26 protein-coding genes are annotated in these 14,692 nt (G+C 67.2%); 1 reads left to right on the top strand and 25 read right to left on the bottom strand.

The features are described from left to right. Window positions 1–18: 18 nt before the first annotated feature. The 4 genes from rpsK to infA form a co-directional block, all read right to left on the bottom strand. On the bottom strand, window positions 19–417 hold the full coding sequence (gene rpsK, locus ACVKXF_RS06540) for a 30S ribosomal protein S11 (protein ID WP_017885507.1): 399 nt from the start codon (window positions 415–417) through the stop codon (window positions 19–21). 9 nt (window positions 418–426) lie between these two features. Continuing rightward, window positions 427–801, bottom strand: coding sequence for a 30S ribosomal protein S13 (gene rpsM / locus ACVKXF_RS06535; protein WP_058728274.1), 375 nt, complete (start codon window positions 799–801; stop codon window positions 427–429). A gap of 186 nt (window positions 802–987) precedes the next feature. Next, entirely contained in the window at window positions 988–1,104 is a 117-nt protein-coding gene (rpmJ, locus tag ACVKXF_RS06530) for a 50S ribosomal protein L36 (protein WP_071276701.1), read from the bottom strand. A 70-nt stretch (window positions 1,105–1,174) separates the two neighbouring features. Further along, complete coding sequence (gene infA, locus ACVKXF_RS06525) at window positions 1,175–1,396, bottom strand: translation initiation factor IF-1 (protein ID WP_017885509.1); 222 nt, start codon at window positions 1,394–1,396, stop codon at window positions 1,175–1,177. A 294-nt stretch (window positions 1,397–1,690) separates the two neighbouring features. Here infA and ACVKXF_RS06520 point away from each other — a divergent pair, with 294 nt between their 5' ends. Further along, a complete protein-coding gene (locus tag ACVKXF_RS06520) occupies window positions 1,691–2,977 on the top strand; it encodes an LCP family protein (RefSeq protein WP_456795229.1) in 1,287 nt (428 codons plus the stop codon). Window positions 2,978–3,106: 129 nt separating this feature from the next. On the opposite strand, the gene map is transcribed toward ACVKXF_RS06520, so the two are convergent. From map to rplD, 21 genes are all read right to left on the bottom strand, one after another. Next, on the bottom strand, window positions 3,107–3,940 hold the full coding sequence (gene map, locus ACVKXF_RS06515) for a type I methionyl aminopeptidase (protein WP_456795228.1): 834 nt from the start codon (window positions 3,938–3,940) through the stop codon (window positions 3,107–3,109). A 6-nt stretch (window positions 3,941–3,946) separates the two neighbouring features. Next, a complete protein-coding gene (locus tag ACVKXF_RS06510) occupies window positions 3,947–4,537 on the bottom strand; it encodes an adenylate kinase (protein ID WP_456795227.1) in 591 nt (196 codons plus the stop codon). Then, complete coding sequence (secY, locus tag ACVKXF_RS06505) at window positions 4,534–5,856, bottom strand: preprotein translocase subunit SecY (RefSeq protein WP_111083457.1); 1,323 nt, start codon at window positions 5,854–5,856, stop codon at window positions 4,534–4,536. The genes ACVKXF_RS06510 and secY overlap by 4 nt, the downstream gene beginning before the upstream one ends. A gap of 147 nt (window positions 5,857–6,003) precedes the next feature. Beyond that, window positions 6,004–6,468: a 50S ribosomal protein L15 gene (gene rplO / locus ACVKXF_RS06500; RefSeq protein WP_027466723.1), complete on the bottom strand. Its 465-nt coding sequence runs from the start codon at window positions 6,466–6,468 to the stop codon at window positions 6,004–6,006. Further along, entirely contained in the window at window positions 6,465–6,650 is a 186-nt protein-coding gene (gene rpmD / locus ACVKXF_RS06495) for a 50S ribosomal protein L30 (RefSeq protein ID WP_173168934.1), read from the bottom strand. The genes rplO and rpmD overlap by 4 nt, the downstream gene beginning before the upstream one ends. Next, entirely contained in the window at window positions 6,650–7,504 is an 855-nt protein-coding gene (gene rpsE / locus ACVKXF_RS06490) for a 30S ribosomal protein S5 (RefSeq protein WP_456795226.1), read from the bottom strand. Before rpsE ends, rpmD begins: the two co-directional genes overlap by 1 nt. After that, window positions 7,501–7,875, bottom strand: coding sequence for a 50S ribosomal protein L18 (gene rplR / locus ACVKXF_RS06485; protein ID WP_031259041.1), 375 nt, complete (start codon window positions 7,873–7,875; stop codon window positions 7,501–7,503). Before rplR ends, rpsE begins: the two co-directional genes overlap by 4 nt. 2 nt (window positions 7,876–7,877) lie before the next feature. Beyond that, complete coding sequence (gene rplF / locus ACVKXF_RS06480) at window positions 7,878–8,414, bottom strand: 50S ribosomal protein L6 (RefSeq protein ID WP_111083459.1); 537 nt, start codon at window positions 8,412–8,414, stop codon at window positions 7,878–7,880. 6 nt (window positions 8,415–8,420) lie between these two features. Continuing rightward, window positions 8,421–8,819, bottom strand: coding sequence for a 30S ribosomal protein S8 (gene rpsH, locus ACVKXF_RS06475; RefSeq protein ID WP_017885519.1), 399 nt, complete (start codon window positions 8,817–8,819; stop codon window positions 8,421–8,423). Window positions 8,820–8,972: 153 nt separating this feature from the next. Further along, entirely contained in the window at window positions 8,973–9,566 is a 594-nt protein-coding gene (gene rplE, locus ACVKXF_RS06470) for a 50S ribosomal protein L5 (protein ID WP_111083460.1), read from the bottom strand. Next, the gene (gene rplX, locus ACVKXF_RS06465) at window positions 9,566–9,925 is read right to left on the bottom strand and encodes a 50S ribosomal protein L24 (protein WP_111083461.1); all 360 of its coding nucleotides are present in this window, start codon (window positions 9,923–9,925) and stop codon (window positions 9,566–9,568) included. Before rplX ends, rplE begins: the two co-directional genes overlap by 1 nt. 3 nt (window positions 9,926–9,928) lie before the next feature. Then, a complete protein-coding gene (rplN, locus tag ACVKXF_RS06460) occupies window positions 9,929–10,297 on the bottom strand; it encodes a 50S ribosomal protein L14 (RefSeq protein ID WP_111083462.1) in 369 nt (122 codons plus the stop codon). A 31-nt stretch (window positions 10,298–10,328) separates the two neighbouring features. Further along, window positions 10,329–10,613: a 30S ribosomal protein S17 gene (gene rpsQ / locus ACVKXF_RS06455; RefSeq protein WP_111083463.1), complete on the bottom strand. Its 285-nt coding sequence runs from the start codon at window positions 10,611–10,613 to the stop codon at window positions 10,329–10,331. Then, window positions 10,613–10,933, bottom strand: coding sequence for a 50S ribosomal protein L29 (rpmC, locus tag ACVKXF_RS06450; RefSeq protein ID WP_111083464.1), 321 nt, complete (start codon window positions 10,931–10,933; stop codon window positions 10,613–10,615). The genes rpsQ and rpmC overlap by 1 nt, the downstream gene beginning before the upstream one ends. Next, entirely contained in the window at window positions 10,933–11,352 is a 420-nt protein-coding gene (rplP, locus tag ACVKXF_RS06445; RefSeq protein WP_111083465.1) for a 50S ribosomal protein L16, read from the bottom strand. Before rplP ends, rpmC begins: the two co-directional genes overlap by 1 nt. 2 nt (window positions 11,353–11,354) lie before the next feature. After that, a complete protein-coding gene (gene rpsC / locus ACVKXF_RS06440; RefSeq protein WP_017885527.1) occupies window positions 11,355–12,167 on the bottom strand; it encodes a 30S ribosomal protein S3 in 813 nt (270 codons plus the stop codon). Next, a complete protein-coding gene (gene rplV / locus ACVKXF_RS06435) occupies window positions 12,167–12,559 on the bottom strand; it encodes a 50S ribosomal protein L22 (RefSeq protein ID WP_111083466.1) in 393 nt (130 codons plus the stop codon). The genes rpsC and rplV overlap by 1 nt, the downstream gene beginning before the upstream one ends. Window positions 12,560–12,584: 25 nt before the next feature. Next, window positions 12,585–12,866, bottom strand: a complete 282-nt coding sequence (gene rpsS, locus ACVKXF_RS06430; RefSeq protein ID WP_017885529.1) for a 30S ribosomal protein S19 — start codon at window positions 12,864–12,866, stop codon at window positions 12,585–12,587. Between the two features lie 11 nt (window positions 12,867–12,877). Next, entirely contained in the window at window positions 12,878–13,717 is an 840-nt protein-coding gene (gene rplB / locus ACVKXF_RS06425) for a 50S ribosomal protein L2 (protein ID WP_111083467.1), read from the bottom strand. 18 nt (window positions 13,718–13,735) lie between these two features. Continuing rightward, complete coding sequence (gene rplW / locus ACVKXF_RS06420; RefSeq protein ID WP_111083468.1) at window positions 13,736–14,035, bottom strand: 50S ribosomal protein L23; 300 nt, start codon at window positions 14,033–14,035, stop codon at window positions 13,736–13,738. Continuing rightward, a complete protein-coding gene (gene rplD / locus ACVKXF_RS06415; protein WP_123311740.1) occupies window positions 14,032–14,691 on the bottom strand; it encodes a 50S ribosomal protein L4 in 660 nt (219 codons plus the stop codon). The genes rplW and rplD overlap by 4 nt, the downstream gene beginning before the upstream one ends. Window position 14,692: the final 1 nt, after the last annotated feature.

Raw genomic sequence — 14,692 nt, 5'->3', positions numbered from 1 at the left:
GGCCGGTTGCTCCTCGCGTCAGACGCGACGACGCTTCGGCGGGCGGCAACCGTTGTGCGCCTGCGGAGTGACGTCGTTGATCGAGCCGACCTCGAGGCCAGCGGCCTGGAGCGAACGGATCGCGGTCTCGCGGCCCGAACCCGGACCCTTCACGAAGACGTCGACCTTCTTGACGCCGTGCTCCTGCGCCTGACGCGCAGCGGACTCGGCGGCGAGCTGCGCCGCGAACGGCGTCGACTTGCGCGAACCCTTGAAGCCCACGGCACCCGAGGACGCCCAGCTGAGGACGGCACCCGACGGGTCGGTGATGCTGACGATCGTGTTGTTGAACGTGCTCTTGATGTGGGCCTGGCCCACTGCGACGTTCTTCTTCTCCTTGCGGCGCGGCTTGCGCGCGGCAGTCTTGGGGGTAGCCATCGGGGTCTCCTATCGAGCCTTCTTCTTGCCTGCCACGGTGCGCTTCGGTCCCTTGCGGGTACGCGCGTTGGTCTTGGTGCGCTGACCGCGCACCGGGAGACCACGACGGTGGCGAAGACCCTCGTAGCTACCGATCTCGACCTTGCGGCGGATGTCGGCGGCCACCTCGCGGCGGAGGTCACCCTCCACCTTGAAGTTGCCCTCGATGAAGTCACGGAGGGCGACGAGCTGGTCGTCGGTCAGGTCCTTGACGCGGATGTCACCGGAGATACCGGTCTCGGCGAGTGCCTGGACCGCGCGGGTACGGCCGACGCCGTAGATGTACGTGAGTGCGATCTCCACGCGCTTCTCGCGCGGGATGTCGACGCCTGCTAGACGTGCCATGTGATGGCTGCTCCTGTTGTCGATGGAGGTGTGGAGCAGTACCGGTGCCCGGGCCTCCGACCCGAGGTGTCCCCCGGTCGTCGTGCGACCGGGTTCTGGTACTGCGTTGTCGATCTTCAGTTGTGGGTCGTGCTCGAGCAGCTTGCTGTCCGAGGGACAGCGTCGGTGCCGGTCACGCGCCCGGGACTAGCCCTGGCGCTGCTTGTGACGCGGGTTGCTCTTGCAGATCACCATGACGCGGCCCTTGCGGCGGATCACTCGGCAGTGCTCGCACATGGGCTTGACGCTGGGGTTGACCTTCATTGTTCTTTCCTCGTGCTCGCTGGCTTCGTGCGCGGCGGGATTGCCGAGCCGTTCCTTTCCAGCTCGCGGATCACTTGTAGCGGTAGACGATCCGGCCGCGGGTCAGGTCGTACGGGCTCAGCTCCACGATCACGCGGTCCTCGGGGAGGATGCGGATGTAGTGCTGGCGCATCTTCCCGGAGATGTGCGCGAGGACCTTGTGTCCGTTCGTCAGCTCAACGCGGAACATCGCGTTGGGCAGAGCTTCGAGCACCGAGCCTTCGATCTCGATGACGCCGTCTTTCTTGGCCATAGCCTCACTGTCGCTTGGTTGTGGAACAGGTGTGATCCCCGAACCGGTCTGCGGGTCGGTCGCCACACCCGAGAGGGCATGACACACCAAAGATCGATCTTATGTGGTAAACCCGCAATTGCCAAGTGCAAGCACGGCACGCCCCCTCACCTGGGGCTTCCGGTCACGTGCCTGAGTGTTCCACAGTGGTTTGACGGCGCGCTCCGGGCCCGCGCTTGCGCCAGGACCGTAGCGTTGCTCCGCAGCCACGTCCGCCGCCGACGCACCCTGCGCGGACCACCGAACGGAGACCACGTGCCCGACGTCACCCGACGCCCCTTCGCCGCACACGGCAAGCTGGCCCGCCGCCGCGGCTGGACCACGCTCGTGACCGTCGTGGCCTCGGCGTTGGCCGTCGTGCTGGTGAGCGGGACGAGCGTCGCCGCCATCGCCGGCGCCCAGCTGGCGACCGCACCGCAGACCGTGCAGCTCAGCACCGACGACCAGAGCACCGCGAAGACCGCCGACATCACGGCGATCAAGGGTGGGGCGAACATCCTGCTCATCGGCAGCGACACCCGCGTGGGGCAGTTCGACTCCGACGAGGACGTCGAGGGTGCCCGCAACGACGTCACGATGCTCATCCACATCTCCCAGGACCACCAGCAGCTCACCGCGGTCAGCTTCCCCCGCGACCTGATGGTGCCGATCCCCGCGTGCACCAACCCCGCGACGGGCACCACGTACCCCGCGTCGACCTCCGCCATGTTCAACACGGCACTCGGCAACGGCGGCGTCTCGTGCGTCGTCGACACCGTCGAGAACCTCACCGGTCTGAGCATCCCCTACGCCGGACTCATCACCTTCGACGGCGTGATCGAGATGTCGAACGCCCTGGGCGGCGTCGACGTCTGCGTCGCGGAGCCCATCGACGACACCTTCACCGGCCTGCACCTGACCGCCGGCTCGCACAACCTCGAGGGGTCGGACGCGCTCGCGTTCCTGCGCACCCGTCACGGCGTCGGCGACGGCAGCGACCTCGCCCGGATCAGCTCGCAGCAGGTGTTCCTGTCGGCCCTGCTCCGCAAGGTCACGTCCGACGGGACGCTGTCGAACCCCATCACCCTCTACAAGCTCGCCGGCGCGGCCCTGTCGAACATGACGCTGTCGGACGGTCTGGCGCAGACACGAACCCTCGTCGGGCTCGCGTCGGCACTGCGCGGCATGAGCACCGCCAACATGCTCTTCGTGCAGTACCCCGTCGCCGACGACCCCGACGACAGCGCGCGCGTGATCGTCGATCAGGAGACCGCCCACACCCTCAACGTGGCGCTGCAGAACGACGTGAAGTCGTCGCTGAGCGACTCGAGTACCGGGCGCGCATCCGAGGAGTCGCCGACCGCCGGGGGCACCGCGACGAGCACACCGTCGACCGGCACGACGCCGTCCGACACGAGCTCGTCGTCCGCGTCGGGCGGCGCAGCGTCCGGTACGTCGTCCGCGCCGAGCTCGTCCGCCACCAGGACCGCGACGTCGACCCCGCTGCCGTCGTCGATCACCGGGCAGAGCGCCTCCGAGCAGACCTGCTCCGTCGGCAACTGACCGCCGGGCGTGGCCGACGGCGCGGCGCGCCCGGGGCACTGGACGCACGCGCCTGCGCGCGGCGGCAGACGGGTCGGGAGCGAGCCGCGCCTCCAGGCCGTCACGACCGGAGCGGACGGGAGGCCCGACCTACGGGATCGGGACGGGTGTCACACCCAGCGGGGCCAGGCCCGCGGCGCCGCCGTCGACGGCCGTGAGGACCCAGACGCCGTCGGCGTGCACCGCGACGCTGTGCTCCCAGTGCGCGGCGTCCTGGCCGTCCGCGGTGCGGACCGTCCAGTCGTCGTCGTCCGTCGTGCTGTCGATCGACCCCGCCGTGACCATCGGCTCGATGGCGACCACCAGGCCGGGCTTCACCGCCGGACCGGCGCCGCGGACGCGGTAGTTGAAGACCGGCGGGTCCTCGTGCATGGACCGACCGATGCCGTGCCCCGTGTAGTCCTCGACGATGCCCCACGAACCGGTCTCGTCGATGGCGTCCTCCACCGCAGAGCCCACCTCGTGCAGGTTCTTCGCGTGCGCGAGCGCTGCGATGCCGTGCCAGAGCGACCGCTCCGTGGAGTCGCAGAGGGTCTGCCGGGCAGCGGTGACGCTGGCGTCCCCTCCGGGGACGACCATGGTGAACGCGCTGTCGCCGTTCCAGCCGTCGACCTCGGCGCCGGCGTCCACCGAGACGATGTCGCCGGGGGCGAGCACGCGGTCGCCGGGGATGCCGTGCACGATCTCGTCGTTGACGGAGACGCACAACGTGTGCCGGTAGCCGGGCACGAGCTGGAAGTTCGGGATCCCGCCGCCGGCGCGGATCGTCCGCTCGGCGATCTCGTCGAGCGCGCCCGTCGTGATGCCGGGCCGGATCGCGGCACGCACGGCGTCGAGCGCCTCAGCGGTCAGCAGACCAGGGCGCACCATGGCGCGGAGCTCGTCCGGTGTCTTGTAGATCGAGGGCTTGCGGAAGCGGACCACGCCGGGTCAGACGCCCGCGGTGAGCCCGCGAGCCGTCAGCGCGGCCTGGATGCGGTCGCCGACCTCGTCGATCGGGCCGAGGCCGTCGACGTCGAGCACGAGGCCACGGTTGCCGTAGGCACCGACGATCGGAGCCGTCTGCTCCGCGTAGACCTGCTGACGACGACGGATCGTCTCCTCGTTGTCGTCGCTGCGGCCCTGCTGCTCGGCCCGCTTGAGCAGCCGACCGACGAGCTCGTCCTGGTCGGCGACGAGCTGCACCACCGCGTCGATCCCGGTGCCCTGCTCGGCGAGCAGCGCGTCGAGGTACTCGACCTGCCCGACCGTACGGGGGTACCCGTCGAGCAGGAACCCGTCGGCCGCGTCCGCCTCGTTCAGGCGGGACTTCACGAGCTCGTTCGTCAGGGAGTCCGGCACGTAGTCGCCGGCGTCCATGATCGCCTTGGCCTGCACACCGAGCGGCGTGCCCTCTGCCACGTTCTTGCGGAAGATGTCACCGGTCGAGATCGCCGGGATCCCGAAGGACTCGGCGATCCGTCCGGCCTGGGTGCCCTTCCCCGCTCCGGGGGGTCCGACGATGATGAGACGTGCGCTCAACGGAGAAGCCCTTCGTAGTGACGCTGCTGCAACTGCGAGTCGATCTGCTTCACGGTCTCGAGACCGACACCCACGATGATCAGGATGCTCGCGCCACCGAACGGGAAGTTCTGGTTCGCGCCGAACAGCGCCAGTGCTGCCAGCGGGATGAGCGCGATGAAACCGAGGTAGAGCGAGCCGGGCAGCGTCACCCGGGTGAGGACGTAGTCGAGGTACTCGGCGGTTGGACGACCGGCACGGATGCCGGGGATGAACCCGCCGTACTTCTTCATGTTGTCGGCGACCTCTTCGGGGTTGAAGGTGATCGCCACGTAGAAGTACGTGAACCCGACGATGAGCAGGAAGTACAGCACCATGTAGAACAGGTTGTCGCCGGAGACGAGGTTGTTCTCGATCCAGGTGACCCACGCCGCGGGCTCGGAGCCGTCGGACGGCTTGTTGAACTGCGCGACCAGGGCCGGCAGGTACAGCAGCGACGACGCGAAGATGACGGGCACGACGCCGGCCATGTTGACCTTGATCGGGATGTACGTGTTGTTGCCGCCGTAGGTCCGGCGACCGACCATGCGCTTGGCGTACTGGACCGGGATCCGCCGCTGCGACTGTTCGACGAACACGACGGCCATCATGATGACCAGTCCGACCAGGATGACGAACAGGAAGAGCTCGAACGACTGCGACTGCTCGATGGCCCAGAGTGCCGACGGGAACTGCGCCGCGATCGACGTGAAGATGAGGAGCGACATGCCGTTGCCGATGCCGCGCTCGGTGACGAGCTCGCCCATCCACATGATGAGGCCGGTACCGGCGGTCAGCGTGACGACCATGAGCATGATCGCGTACCAGCTGTCGTTCGAGATGATCGACGAGCAGGAGGACGACGCGTTCGTGCCGAAGAGGGCACCCGAGCGGGCGACCGTGATCAGGGTGGTGGACTGCAGCACGCCCAGCGCGATCGTGAGGTAGCGCGTGTACTGCGTCAGCTTCGCCTGACCGGACTGGCCCTCCTTGTAGAGGGAGTCGAAGTGCGGGATGACCACGCGCAGGAGCTGCACGATGATCGACGACGTGATGTACGGCATGATGCCGAGCGCGAAGACCGAGAGCTTCAGCAGCGCGCCGCCGGAGAACAGGTTGATCAGGTCGTAGAGACCACCCGACGACGAGGCGCTGGCGAGACAGCTCTGCACGGCCGCGTAGTCGACGAACGGTGCCGGGATGTACGACCCGAGGCGGAACAGCGCGATGATCGCGAGGGTGAAGCCGATCTTCTTGCGAAGATCAGGGGTGCGCATGATGCGCGCGACCGCTCTGAACACGAGGACTCCGAACTTCTGGGACCGGGGCCGACGATCGCGGCCGTTCCGGTGTCGGTCGGCAGGGCCGACCTGGCCGGCGGATGCCGGCCACTGTCAAGGAAACCGTAACGGCGGCCCGTGCGCAAACGCACGGGCCGCCGACGGGGGTTACTGGGAGACGGTGCCGCCAGCAGCCACGATCTTCTCGGCGGCGGACGCCGAGACCTTGTCGACCGTGACCGTGATCTTCACGGTGATGTCACCCTGACCGAGAACCTTGACCTTCTCGTTCTTGCGGACGGCGCCCTTGGCGACCAGGCCCGCAACGGTGACGTCGCCGCCATCGGGGTAGAGCTCCGAGATCTTGTCCAGGTTCACGACCTGGTACTCGACCCGGAACGGGTTCTTGAACCCGCGGAGCTTCGGGGTGCGCATGTGCAGCGGCATCTGCCCACCCTCGAAGCCCACCCGGACCTGGTAACGGGCCTTCGTGCCCTTGGTACCACGCCCAGCGGTCTTGCCCTTCGAGCCCTCACCGCGACCCACACGGGTGCGGTCCTTCTTGGCGCCCTCGGCGGGGCGGAGGTGGTGCAGCTTCAGCACCTGCACGCGCTCGTTCTTCTCGTCGCTCATGCGTCGACCTCCTCGACCTTCACGAGGTGCGCCACCGTCGCGATGTACCCGCGGTTCTGGGCGTTGTCCTCACGCTCGACCGTACGGCCGATGCGCTTGAGACCCAGGCTGCGGAGCGTGTCGCGCTGGTACTGCTTCTCGCTGATAACGGACTTGATCTGCGTGATCTTCAGCGTTGCCATCACGCACCTGCCTTCTCGGTCGCGGCACGCAGTGCTGCGGCCTCGGCCTGGAGCAGACGAGCCGGGACGACCCGCTCGACGTCGAGGCCACGACGGCTTGCGACGGCGCGGGGCTCCTCGAGCTGCTTCAGAGCCTCGACGGTCGCGTGCACGATGTTGATGGTGTTCGACGAACCGAGCGACTTGCTCAGGACGTCGTGGATGCCGGCGCACTCGAGGACGGCGCGGACGGGACCACCGGCGATGACACCGGTACCCGGACCAGCCGGACGCAGGAGGACGACGCCAGCAGCGGCCTCACCCTGCACGGGGTGCGGGATGGTGTTGCCGACGCGGGGGACGCGGAAGAAGTTCTTCTTCGCCTCTTCGACACCCTTGGAGATCGCCGTGGGGACCTCCTTGGCCTTGCCGTAGCCGACGCCCACGAGGCCGTTGCCGTCACCCACGACGACGAGCGCCGTGAAGCTGAAGCGACGACCACCCTTGACGACCTTCGACACGCGGTTGATGGTCACCACGCGCTCGAGGAACTGGCTGTCGCCACCGCGGTTGTTGCGGTCGCGGCCCTGCTGACGGTCACGACCGCCACCACGACGGCCACGGTTGTCGGCCGAGTCGCGGTTGTTGGACGCGGAACCGGCAGCGGTCTCGACGGGACGCTCGGCGACGGCAGGTGCCTCCGCCTCCTTGCCCTTCGCGGCGGTGTCGGTGCCCTCGGCGGGTGCCTCGGTGCCCTCAGCGGTCGCCTCGGTGGCCTCGGTGGCCTCCGTGCTCGCCTCGGTGGTCTCGACGGCGTCCGTGGCCTCGACGGCCTCGGTCTTGGCGTCTTCGTTGGTGTTCGCGTTGTCGCTCACAGGTTCAGCCCTCCTTCACGGGCACCATCGGCGATCGCGGCGACGCGACCGGCGTACTTGCTGCCACCGCGGTCGAAGACCACGGCCTCGACGCCAGCCGACTTCGCGCGCTCGGCGAGGAGCTCACCGACGCGACGGGCCTTGGCGGTCTTGTCGCCGTCGAACGAGCGGAGGTCTGCCTCCATCGTCGAGGCGCTTGCGAGGGTGTGACCCTTCGCGTCGTCGATGACCTGCACGAACACGTGACGCGACGAGCGGGTGACGGCGAGACGGGGACGAGCCTCGGTGCCGGTGATCTTCTTGCGGAGACGGTTGTGACGACGCGCCTTGGCGGCCGCCTTGCTCTTGCCTCGTGTCTTGAGGAGTCCCATGATCACTTACCTGACTTTCCGGCCTTGCGGCGCACGTTCTCGCCGGCGTAACGGACACCCTTGCCCTTGTACGGCTCGGGCTTCCGGAGCTTCCGGATGTTCGCCGCCACTTCGCCGACTGCCTGCTTGTCGATGCCGGCGACCGTGACCTTGTTGTTGCCCTCGACCGCGAAGCTGATGCCCGCGGGCGGCTCGACCGTGATCGAGTGGGAGTACCCGAGCGCGAACTCGAGGTTCGAGCCCTTCGCCTGCACGCGGTAACCGGTGCCGACGACCTCGAGGCCCTTGGTGTAGCCCTGGGTCACGCCGATGATGTTGTTGGCGATGAGGGTACGGGTCAGGCCGTGGAGCGAACGCGACTCGCGCTCGTCGTCCGGACGGGTGACGAGAACCTGGTTCTCCTCGACCTTGGCCTGGATGGGCTCCGCGATGACGAGCGCGAGCTCGCCCTTCGGGCCCTTGACCGCCACGCTCTGACCGTCAACGGAGACGGTCACGCCGGCGGGGATGTCGATGGGAAGACGTCCGATTCGTGACATTGTCGATCACCACACGTAGGCGAGGACTTCCCCACCCACGCCCTTCTGCTCGGCTTCGCGGTCGGTCAGCAGCCCGGACGAGGTCGAGAGGATCGCCACGCCGAGGCCACCGAGGACCTGGGGGATCTCCGTCGACTTCGCGTAGACCCGGAGGCCCGGCTTCGACACGCGCTTGATGCCGGCGATCGAACGCTCGCGCTCGGGGCCGTACTTCAGGTCGATGGTGAGGGTCTGCCCGACTCGGGCGTCCTCCACCTTCCACTCGCTGATGTAGCCCTCACGCTTGAGGATGTCGGCGATGTTCTTCTTGAGCTTGGAGCTCGGGAGCGCGACGGCGTCGTGGTGCGCGGAGTTCGCGTTCCGCAATCTGGTCAGCATGTCTGCGACCGGATCGGTCATCGTCATGATGTTCGTCCATTTCTCGCCTGGTTTCGACACCCGTTCCACGAATGCCGACCTGAGCGATCGAGTGATCCCGGGGCGGTTCCCCAGGATCGGTGTGTTCGTGCGTGCGGGCCGGAGGACGTGAATCCTCCGGCCCGCACCGCCCGAAGTAGTTTAGACCGTCTGCTCGTTGGAGCGGAACGGGAAGCCGAGCTGACGGAGCAGCGCGCGTCCCTCGTCGTCCGTCTTCGCGGTGGTCACGACAGTGATGTCGAAGCCGCGGACACGGTCGATGCGGTCCTGGTCGATCTCGTGGAACACGGACTGCTCCGAGAGACCGAACGTGTAGTTGCCGTTCCCGTCGAACTGCTTGTCGCTGAGACCGCGGAAGTCGCGGATGCGGGGCAGTGCGAGCGAGATCAGGCGGTCGAGGAACTCCCAGGCGCGGTCACCACGGAGGGTGACGTGCGCACCGATCGCCTGACCCTCGCGCAGCTTGAACTGCGCGATGGACTTGCGAGCGATGTTGACCTGGGGCTTCTGACCCGTGATCGCCGTGAGGTCCTTGATGGCCCCCTCGATGATCTTCGAGTCGCGAGCGGCCTCGCCGACACCGGTGTTCACGACGACCTTGACCAGGCCGGGGACCTGGTTGACGTTCGCGTAGCCGAACTGCTCGGTGAGCGTGGCCTTGATCTCGTCCTTGTACTTCTGCTTGAGGCGCGGCTGGGCCTTGGGGGCCTCAGTCGTTGCAGTCGTGTCAGTCATCAGAGCGTCTCACCTGACTTCTTGGCGTAGCGGACACGGACGGTCTTCTTGACCCCGCCCTTCTCCACCTCTTCGGTACGGAAGCCGACGCGGGTCGGCTTCTTCGTCTTCGGGTCGACGAGGGCGACGTTCGACACGTGGATCGAGGCTTCGTGCTTCTCGATGCCACCCGTCTTCGAGCCGCGCTGCGTCTGGCCGACGCGGACGTGCTTCGTGACGAAGTTCACGCCCTCGACGACGACGCGCTGCTTGTCCTTGAGGACCTCGATGACCTTGCCCTGCTTGCCACGGTCGCCGCCACGCTCCTGCGTCGCGCCCGTGATGACCTGGACGAGGTCACCCTTCTTGATGTTCGCCATGGCTTACAGCACCTCCGGCGCGAGCGAGATGATCTTCATGAACTTCTTGTCACGGAGTTCGCGACCGACCGGACCGAAGATGCGCGTGCCGCGCGGGTCGCCGTCGGCCTTGAGGATCACTGCCGCGTTCTCGTCGAACTTGATGTAGGAGCCGTCCTGACGACGGGTCTCCTTCTTGGTGCGAACGATGACCGCCTTGACGACGTCACCCTTCTTCACGTTGCCGCCGGGGATGGCGTCCTTCACCGTGGCGACGATGACGTCACCGAGACCGGCGTAGCGACGACCCGAACCACCGAGCACGCGGATGGTCAAGATCTCCTTGGCACCCGTGTTGTCGGCGATCTTCAGGCGGGATTCCTGCTGAATCACTGCTGTCTCCTATTCCGAAGCAGGCCGAGGCCTACTTGGCCTTCTCGAGGATCTCGACCAGGCGCCAGCGCTTGGAAGCGCTGAGGGGACGGGTCTCGCTGATCACGACGAGGTCGCCGACACCAGCGGTGCCGAGCTCGTCGTGGGCCTTCACCTTGGACGTGCGACGGATGATCTTGCCGTAGAGCGCGTGCTTCACGCGGTCCTCGACCTCGACCACGATGGTCTTGTCCATCTTGTCGCTGGTCACGTAGCCGCGACGCGTCTTGCGGTAGCCGCGAGTGAGGGCGGCGGAGGTCTTCTCTTCGTTCGCCATTACTTCTCCTCGGCGGTCTCGGCCTCGGTCGACTCAGCCGGCTTGTCAGCCTTCTTCGTCGTCTTCTTGGCCTTGGTGGCGGTCTCGACGGGCGCGGGAGTGGCACGGATGCCGAGCTCGCGCTCGCGGAGGACGGTGTAGATGCGTGCGATGTCGCGCTTGACGGCACGGAGACGACCGTGGCTCTCCAGCTGGCCGGTGGCCGACTGGAAGCGGAGGTTGAAGAGTTCCTCCTTGGCCTTCTTCAGCTCGTCAGCGAGACGCTCGTTCTCGAACGTGTCGAGCTCCGTCGGACGGAGCTCCTTGGAACCGATCGCCATTATGCGTCGCCCTCCTCGCGCTTGATGATGCGTGCCTTGAGGGGCAGCTTGTGGATTGCACGGGTCAGCGCCTCACGGGCGATGTCCTCGGTGACGCCGGAGAGCTCGAAGAGCACACGACCCGGCTTGACGTTGGCGACCCACCACTCGGGCGAGCCCTTACCGGAACCCATGCGGGTCTCAGCCGGCTTCTTCGTGAGCGGACGGTCCGGGTAGATGTTGATCCAGACCTTGCCGCCACGCTTGATGTGACGCGTCATGGCGATACGAGCGGACTCGATCTGACGGTTGGTCACGTACGCCGGGGTGAGGGCCTGGATGCCGTAGTCGCCGAAGCTGACCTTGGTACCACCGGTTGCCTGACCCGAACGCTTCGGGTGGTGCTGCTTGCGGTGCTTGACTCGACGGGGAATAAGCATGGTTACGCCTCAACTCCTGCGCCGGCCGGCGCGTCCTGCGGGGCCTGCTGCGGGCGGCGGTCACCGCGGTCGCCGCCACGACGGTCGCCGCCACGGTCGCCACGCTCACCGCGCGGGCCGCCACGACGCTCGGGGCGCGACGAACGCTGGTTCGCCTGCTCGCGAGCGAGCTCCTTGTTCGTGATGTCGCCCTTGTAGATCCAGACCTTCACGCCGATGCGGCCGAACGTGGTCCGGGCCTCGTAGAAGCCGTAGTCGATGTTCGCGCGGAGGGTGTGCAGCGGCACACGGCCTTCGCGGTAGAACTCCGAACGGGACATCTCGGCGCCGCCGAGACGGCCCGACACCTGGATGCGGACACCCTTGGCGCCGGCGCGCTGTGCACCCTGCAGGCCCTTGCGCATGGCGCGACGGAACGCGACACGAGCGGAGAGCTGCTCGGCGATGCCCTGCGCGACGAGCTGGGCCTCGGTCTCGGGGTTCTTGACCTCGAGGATGTTCAGCTGGATCTGCTTCTTGGTGAGCTTCTCGAGCTCACCGCGAACGCGCTCCGCCTCGGCGCCGCGGCGGCCGATGACGATGCCCGGACGCGCCGTGTGGATGTCCACGCGGACACGGTCACGGGTGCGCTCGAGCTCGATGCGGGCGACACCGGCGCGGTCGAGGGTCTTCTTCAGGTACTCGCGCACCTTGATGTCCTCGGCCACGTAGTCGGCGTAGCGCTGACCGGCCTTCTTGCTGTCGGTGAACCAGTGCGAGACGTGGTCCGTCGTGATCCCGAGACGGAAGCCGTACGGGTTGACCTTCTGGCCCATTAGTTGCTCGCCTTCTTGCTCGTCGCGGCAGCCTCGGCCTCTTCCGGCGTCGCGAGGACGACCGTGATGTGGCTGGTGCGCTTGTTGATGCGGAAGGCCCGGCCCTGGGCGCGCGGCTGGAACCGCTTCAGGGTCGTACCCTCGTCGACGAAGACGCGGCTCACGTAGAGGTCGCGCTCGTCGAGGAAGCTGTTCGTCGAGTCAGCCTTCACCCGGGCGTTCGCGATCGCCGAGGCGACCAGCTTGTACACGGGCTCCGAAGCGCCCTGGGGGGCGAACTTCAGGATGGCGAGCGCCTCGTGGGCCTGCTTGCCGCGGATCAGCTCGATGACGCGACGGGCCTTCTGAGGCGTGACGCGGATGTGTCGCACGCGTGCGATCGACTCCACCATTTCGTTCCTCCTCTGCGTCCCCGCGTTAGCGGCGACGGCCCTTCTTGTCGTCCTTCACGTGACCACGGAAGGTGCGGGTCGGCGCGAACTCGCCGAGCTTGTGACCGACCATCGACTCGGTGACGAACACCGGGATGTGCTTGCGGCCGTCGTGCACGGCGATGGTGTGCCCGAGCATGTTCGGGACGATCATCGACCGACGCGACCACGTACGGATCACGTTCTTGGTGTTGGCCTCGTTCTGCGTGACGACCTTGCGGAGCAGGTGCTCGTCGACGAAGGGGCCCTTCTTCAGACTGCGTGGCATCTTCTGAACTCCTACTTGCGCTTCTTGCCGGCGTTACGGCGACGGACGATGAGCTTGTCGCTCGGCTTGTTCGGCTTGCGCGTGCGACCCTCGGCCTGGCCCCAGGGGCTGACCGGGTGACGACCACCGGAGGTCTTGCCCTCGCCACCACCGTGCGGGTGGTCGACCGGGTTCATCGCGACACCACGCACGGTCGGGCGGACGCCCTTCCAGCGCATGCGGCCGGCCTTGCCCCAGTTGATGTTCGACTGCTCGGCGTTGCCGACCTCGCCGATCGTGGCGCGGCAGCGTGCGTCGACGTTGCGGACCTCGCCCGACGGCAGACGGAGCTGCGCGTAGGGGCCGTCCTTGGCGACGAGACGCACCGAGGCGCCGGCGGAGCGGGCCATCTTCGCGCCGCCACCGGGGCGGAGCTCGATGGCGTGCACGACGGTACCCACGGGGATGTTGCGCAGCGGCAGGTTGTTGCCGGGCTTGATGTCGGCGCCGGGGCCCTGCTCGATGACGTCGCCCTGCTTGAGCTTGTTCGGCGCGATGATGTACCGCTTCGTGCCGTCCACGTAGTGCAGGAGCGCGATGCGCGCGGTGCGGTTGGGGTCGTACTCGATGTGAGCGACCTTGGCGTCCACGCCGTCCTTGTCGGAGCGACGGAAGTCGATCACGCGGTACTGGCGCTTGTGGCCACCACCGATGTGACGCGTGGTGATGCGGCCGGAGCTGTTGCGACCACCGGTCTTCGGCAGCGGACGAAGCAGGGACTTCTCCGGAGTCGAACGGGTGATCTCAGCGAAGTCGGCGACCGACGAGCCGCGACGACCGGGGGTCGTCGGCTTGTAGTTACGAATAGCCATGATTTATCCCTCTGGTCCTCAGCCGACAGCCGTGAAGATGTCGATCGAACCGGACTTGAGCGTCACGATGGCGCGCTTGGTGTCCTTGCGCTTGCCGAGACCGAACTTGGTGCGGCGGGTCTTGCCCGGGCGGTTCAGCGTGTTGATGCTCGCGACCTTGACCTCGAAGATCTTCTCGATGGCGAGCTTGATCTCGGTCTTGTTCGAGCGGGGGTCCACGATGAACGTGTACTTGCCCTGGTCGATGAGCGCGTAGCTCTTCTCCGAGACGACCGGCGAGATGATGACGTCGCGCGGGTCCTTGTTGAAGCCGCTCATGCGGTGATCTCCTTCGCGGTCTTCGACGCGATGAAGGCGTCGAGGGCGCTCTTGCTGAAGACGACGGCGTCCGACTTGAGGACGTCGTAGGCGTTCAGCTGGCCGTACGAGAGCGCGTGGACGTTCGGCAGGTTGCGGATCGACTTGAGCGTCAGCTCGTCGTTCGACTCGAGCACGATCAGCACGTGCTTGACCGGCGCGACCTTCTCGAGGAGCGTGCGGGCGACCTTGGTCGAGGGCACGTCGGCCTCGACGAAGCCGTCGACAGCCGAGATGCGGCCACCGCGGGCGCGGTCCGAGAGCGAGCCGAGCAGCGCTGCGGCGATCATCTTCTTGGGGGTGCGCTGCGAGTAGTCGCGGGGGGTCGGTCCGTGGACGACGCCACCACCGGTGTGCTCGGGAGCACGGACGGAACCCTGACGGGCGCGGCCGGTGCCCTTCTGCTTGAACGGCTTGCGACCGGCACCGCGGACTTCGCCGCGGTTCTTGGTCTTGTGGGTGCCCTGACGCGCGGCTGCGAGCTGCGCGGTGACGACCTGGTGGATCAGCGGGACGTTGGTCTCGACGTCGAAGAGAGCTGCGGGCAGCTCGACGGTGCCGGACTTGGCACCCGATGCGTCGAGGACGTCGATCGTGGTTGCGGTCGTGGTGGCCATG

The organism is Curtobacterium sp. PvP017 (assembly GCF_054060195.1).
This window is presented reverse-complemented; position numbering and strand designations above follow the sequence as displayed.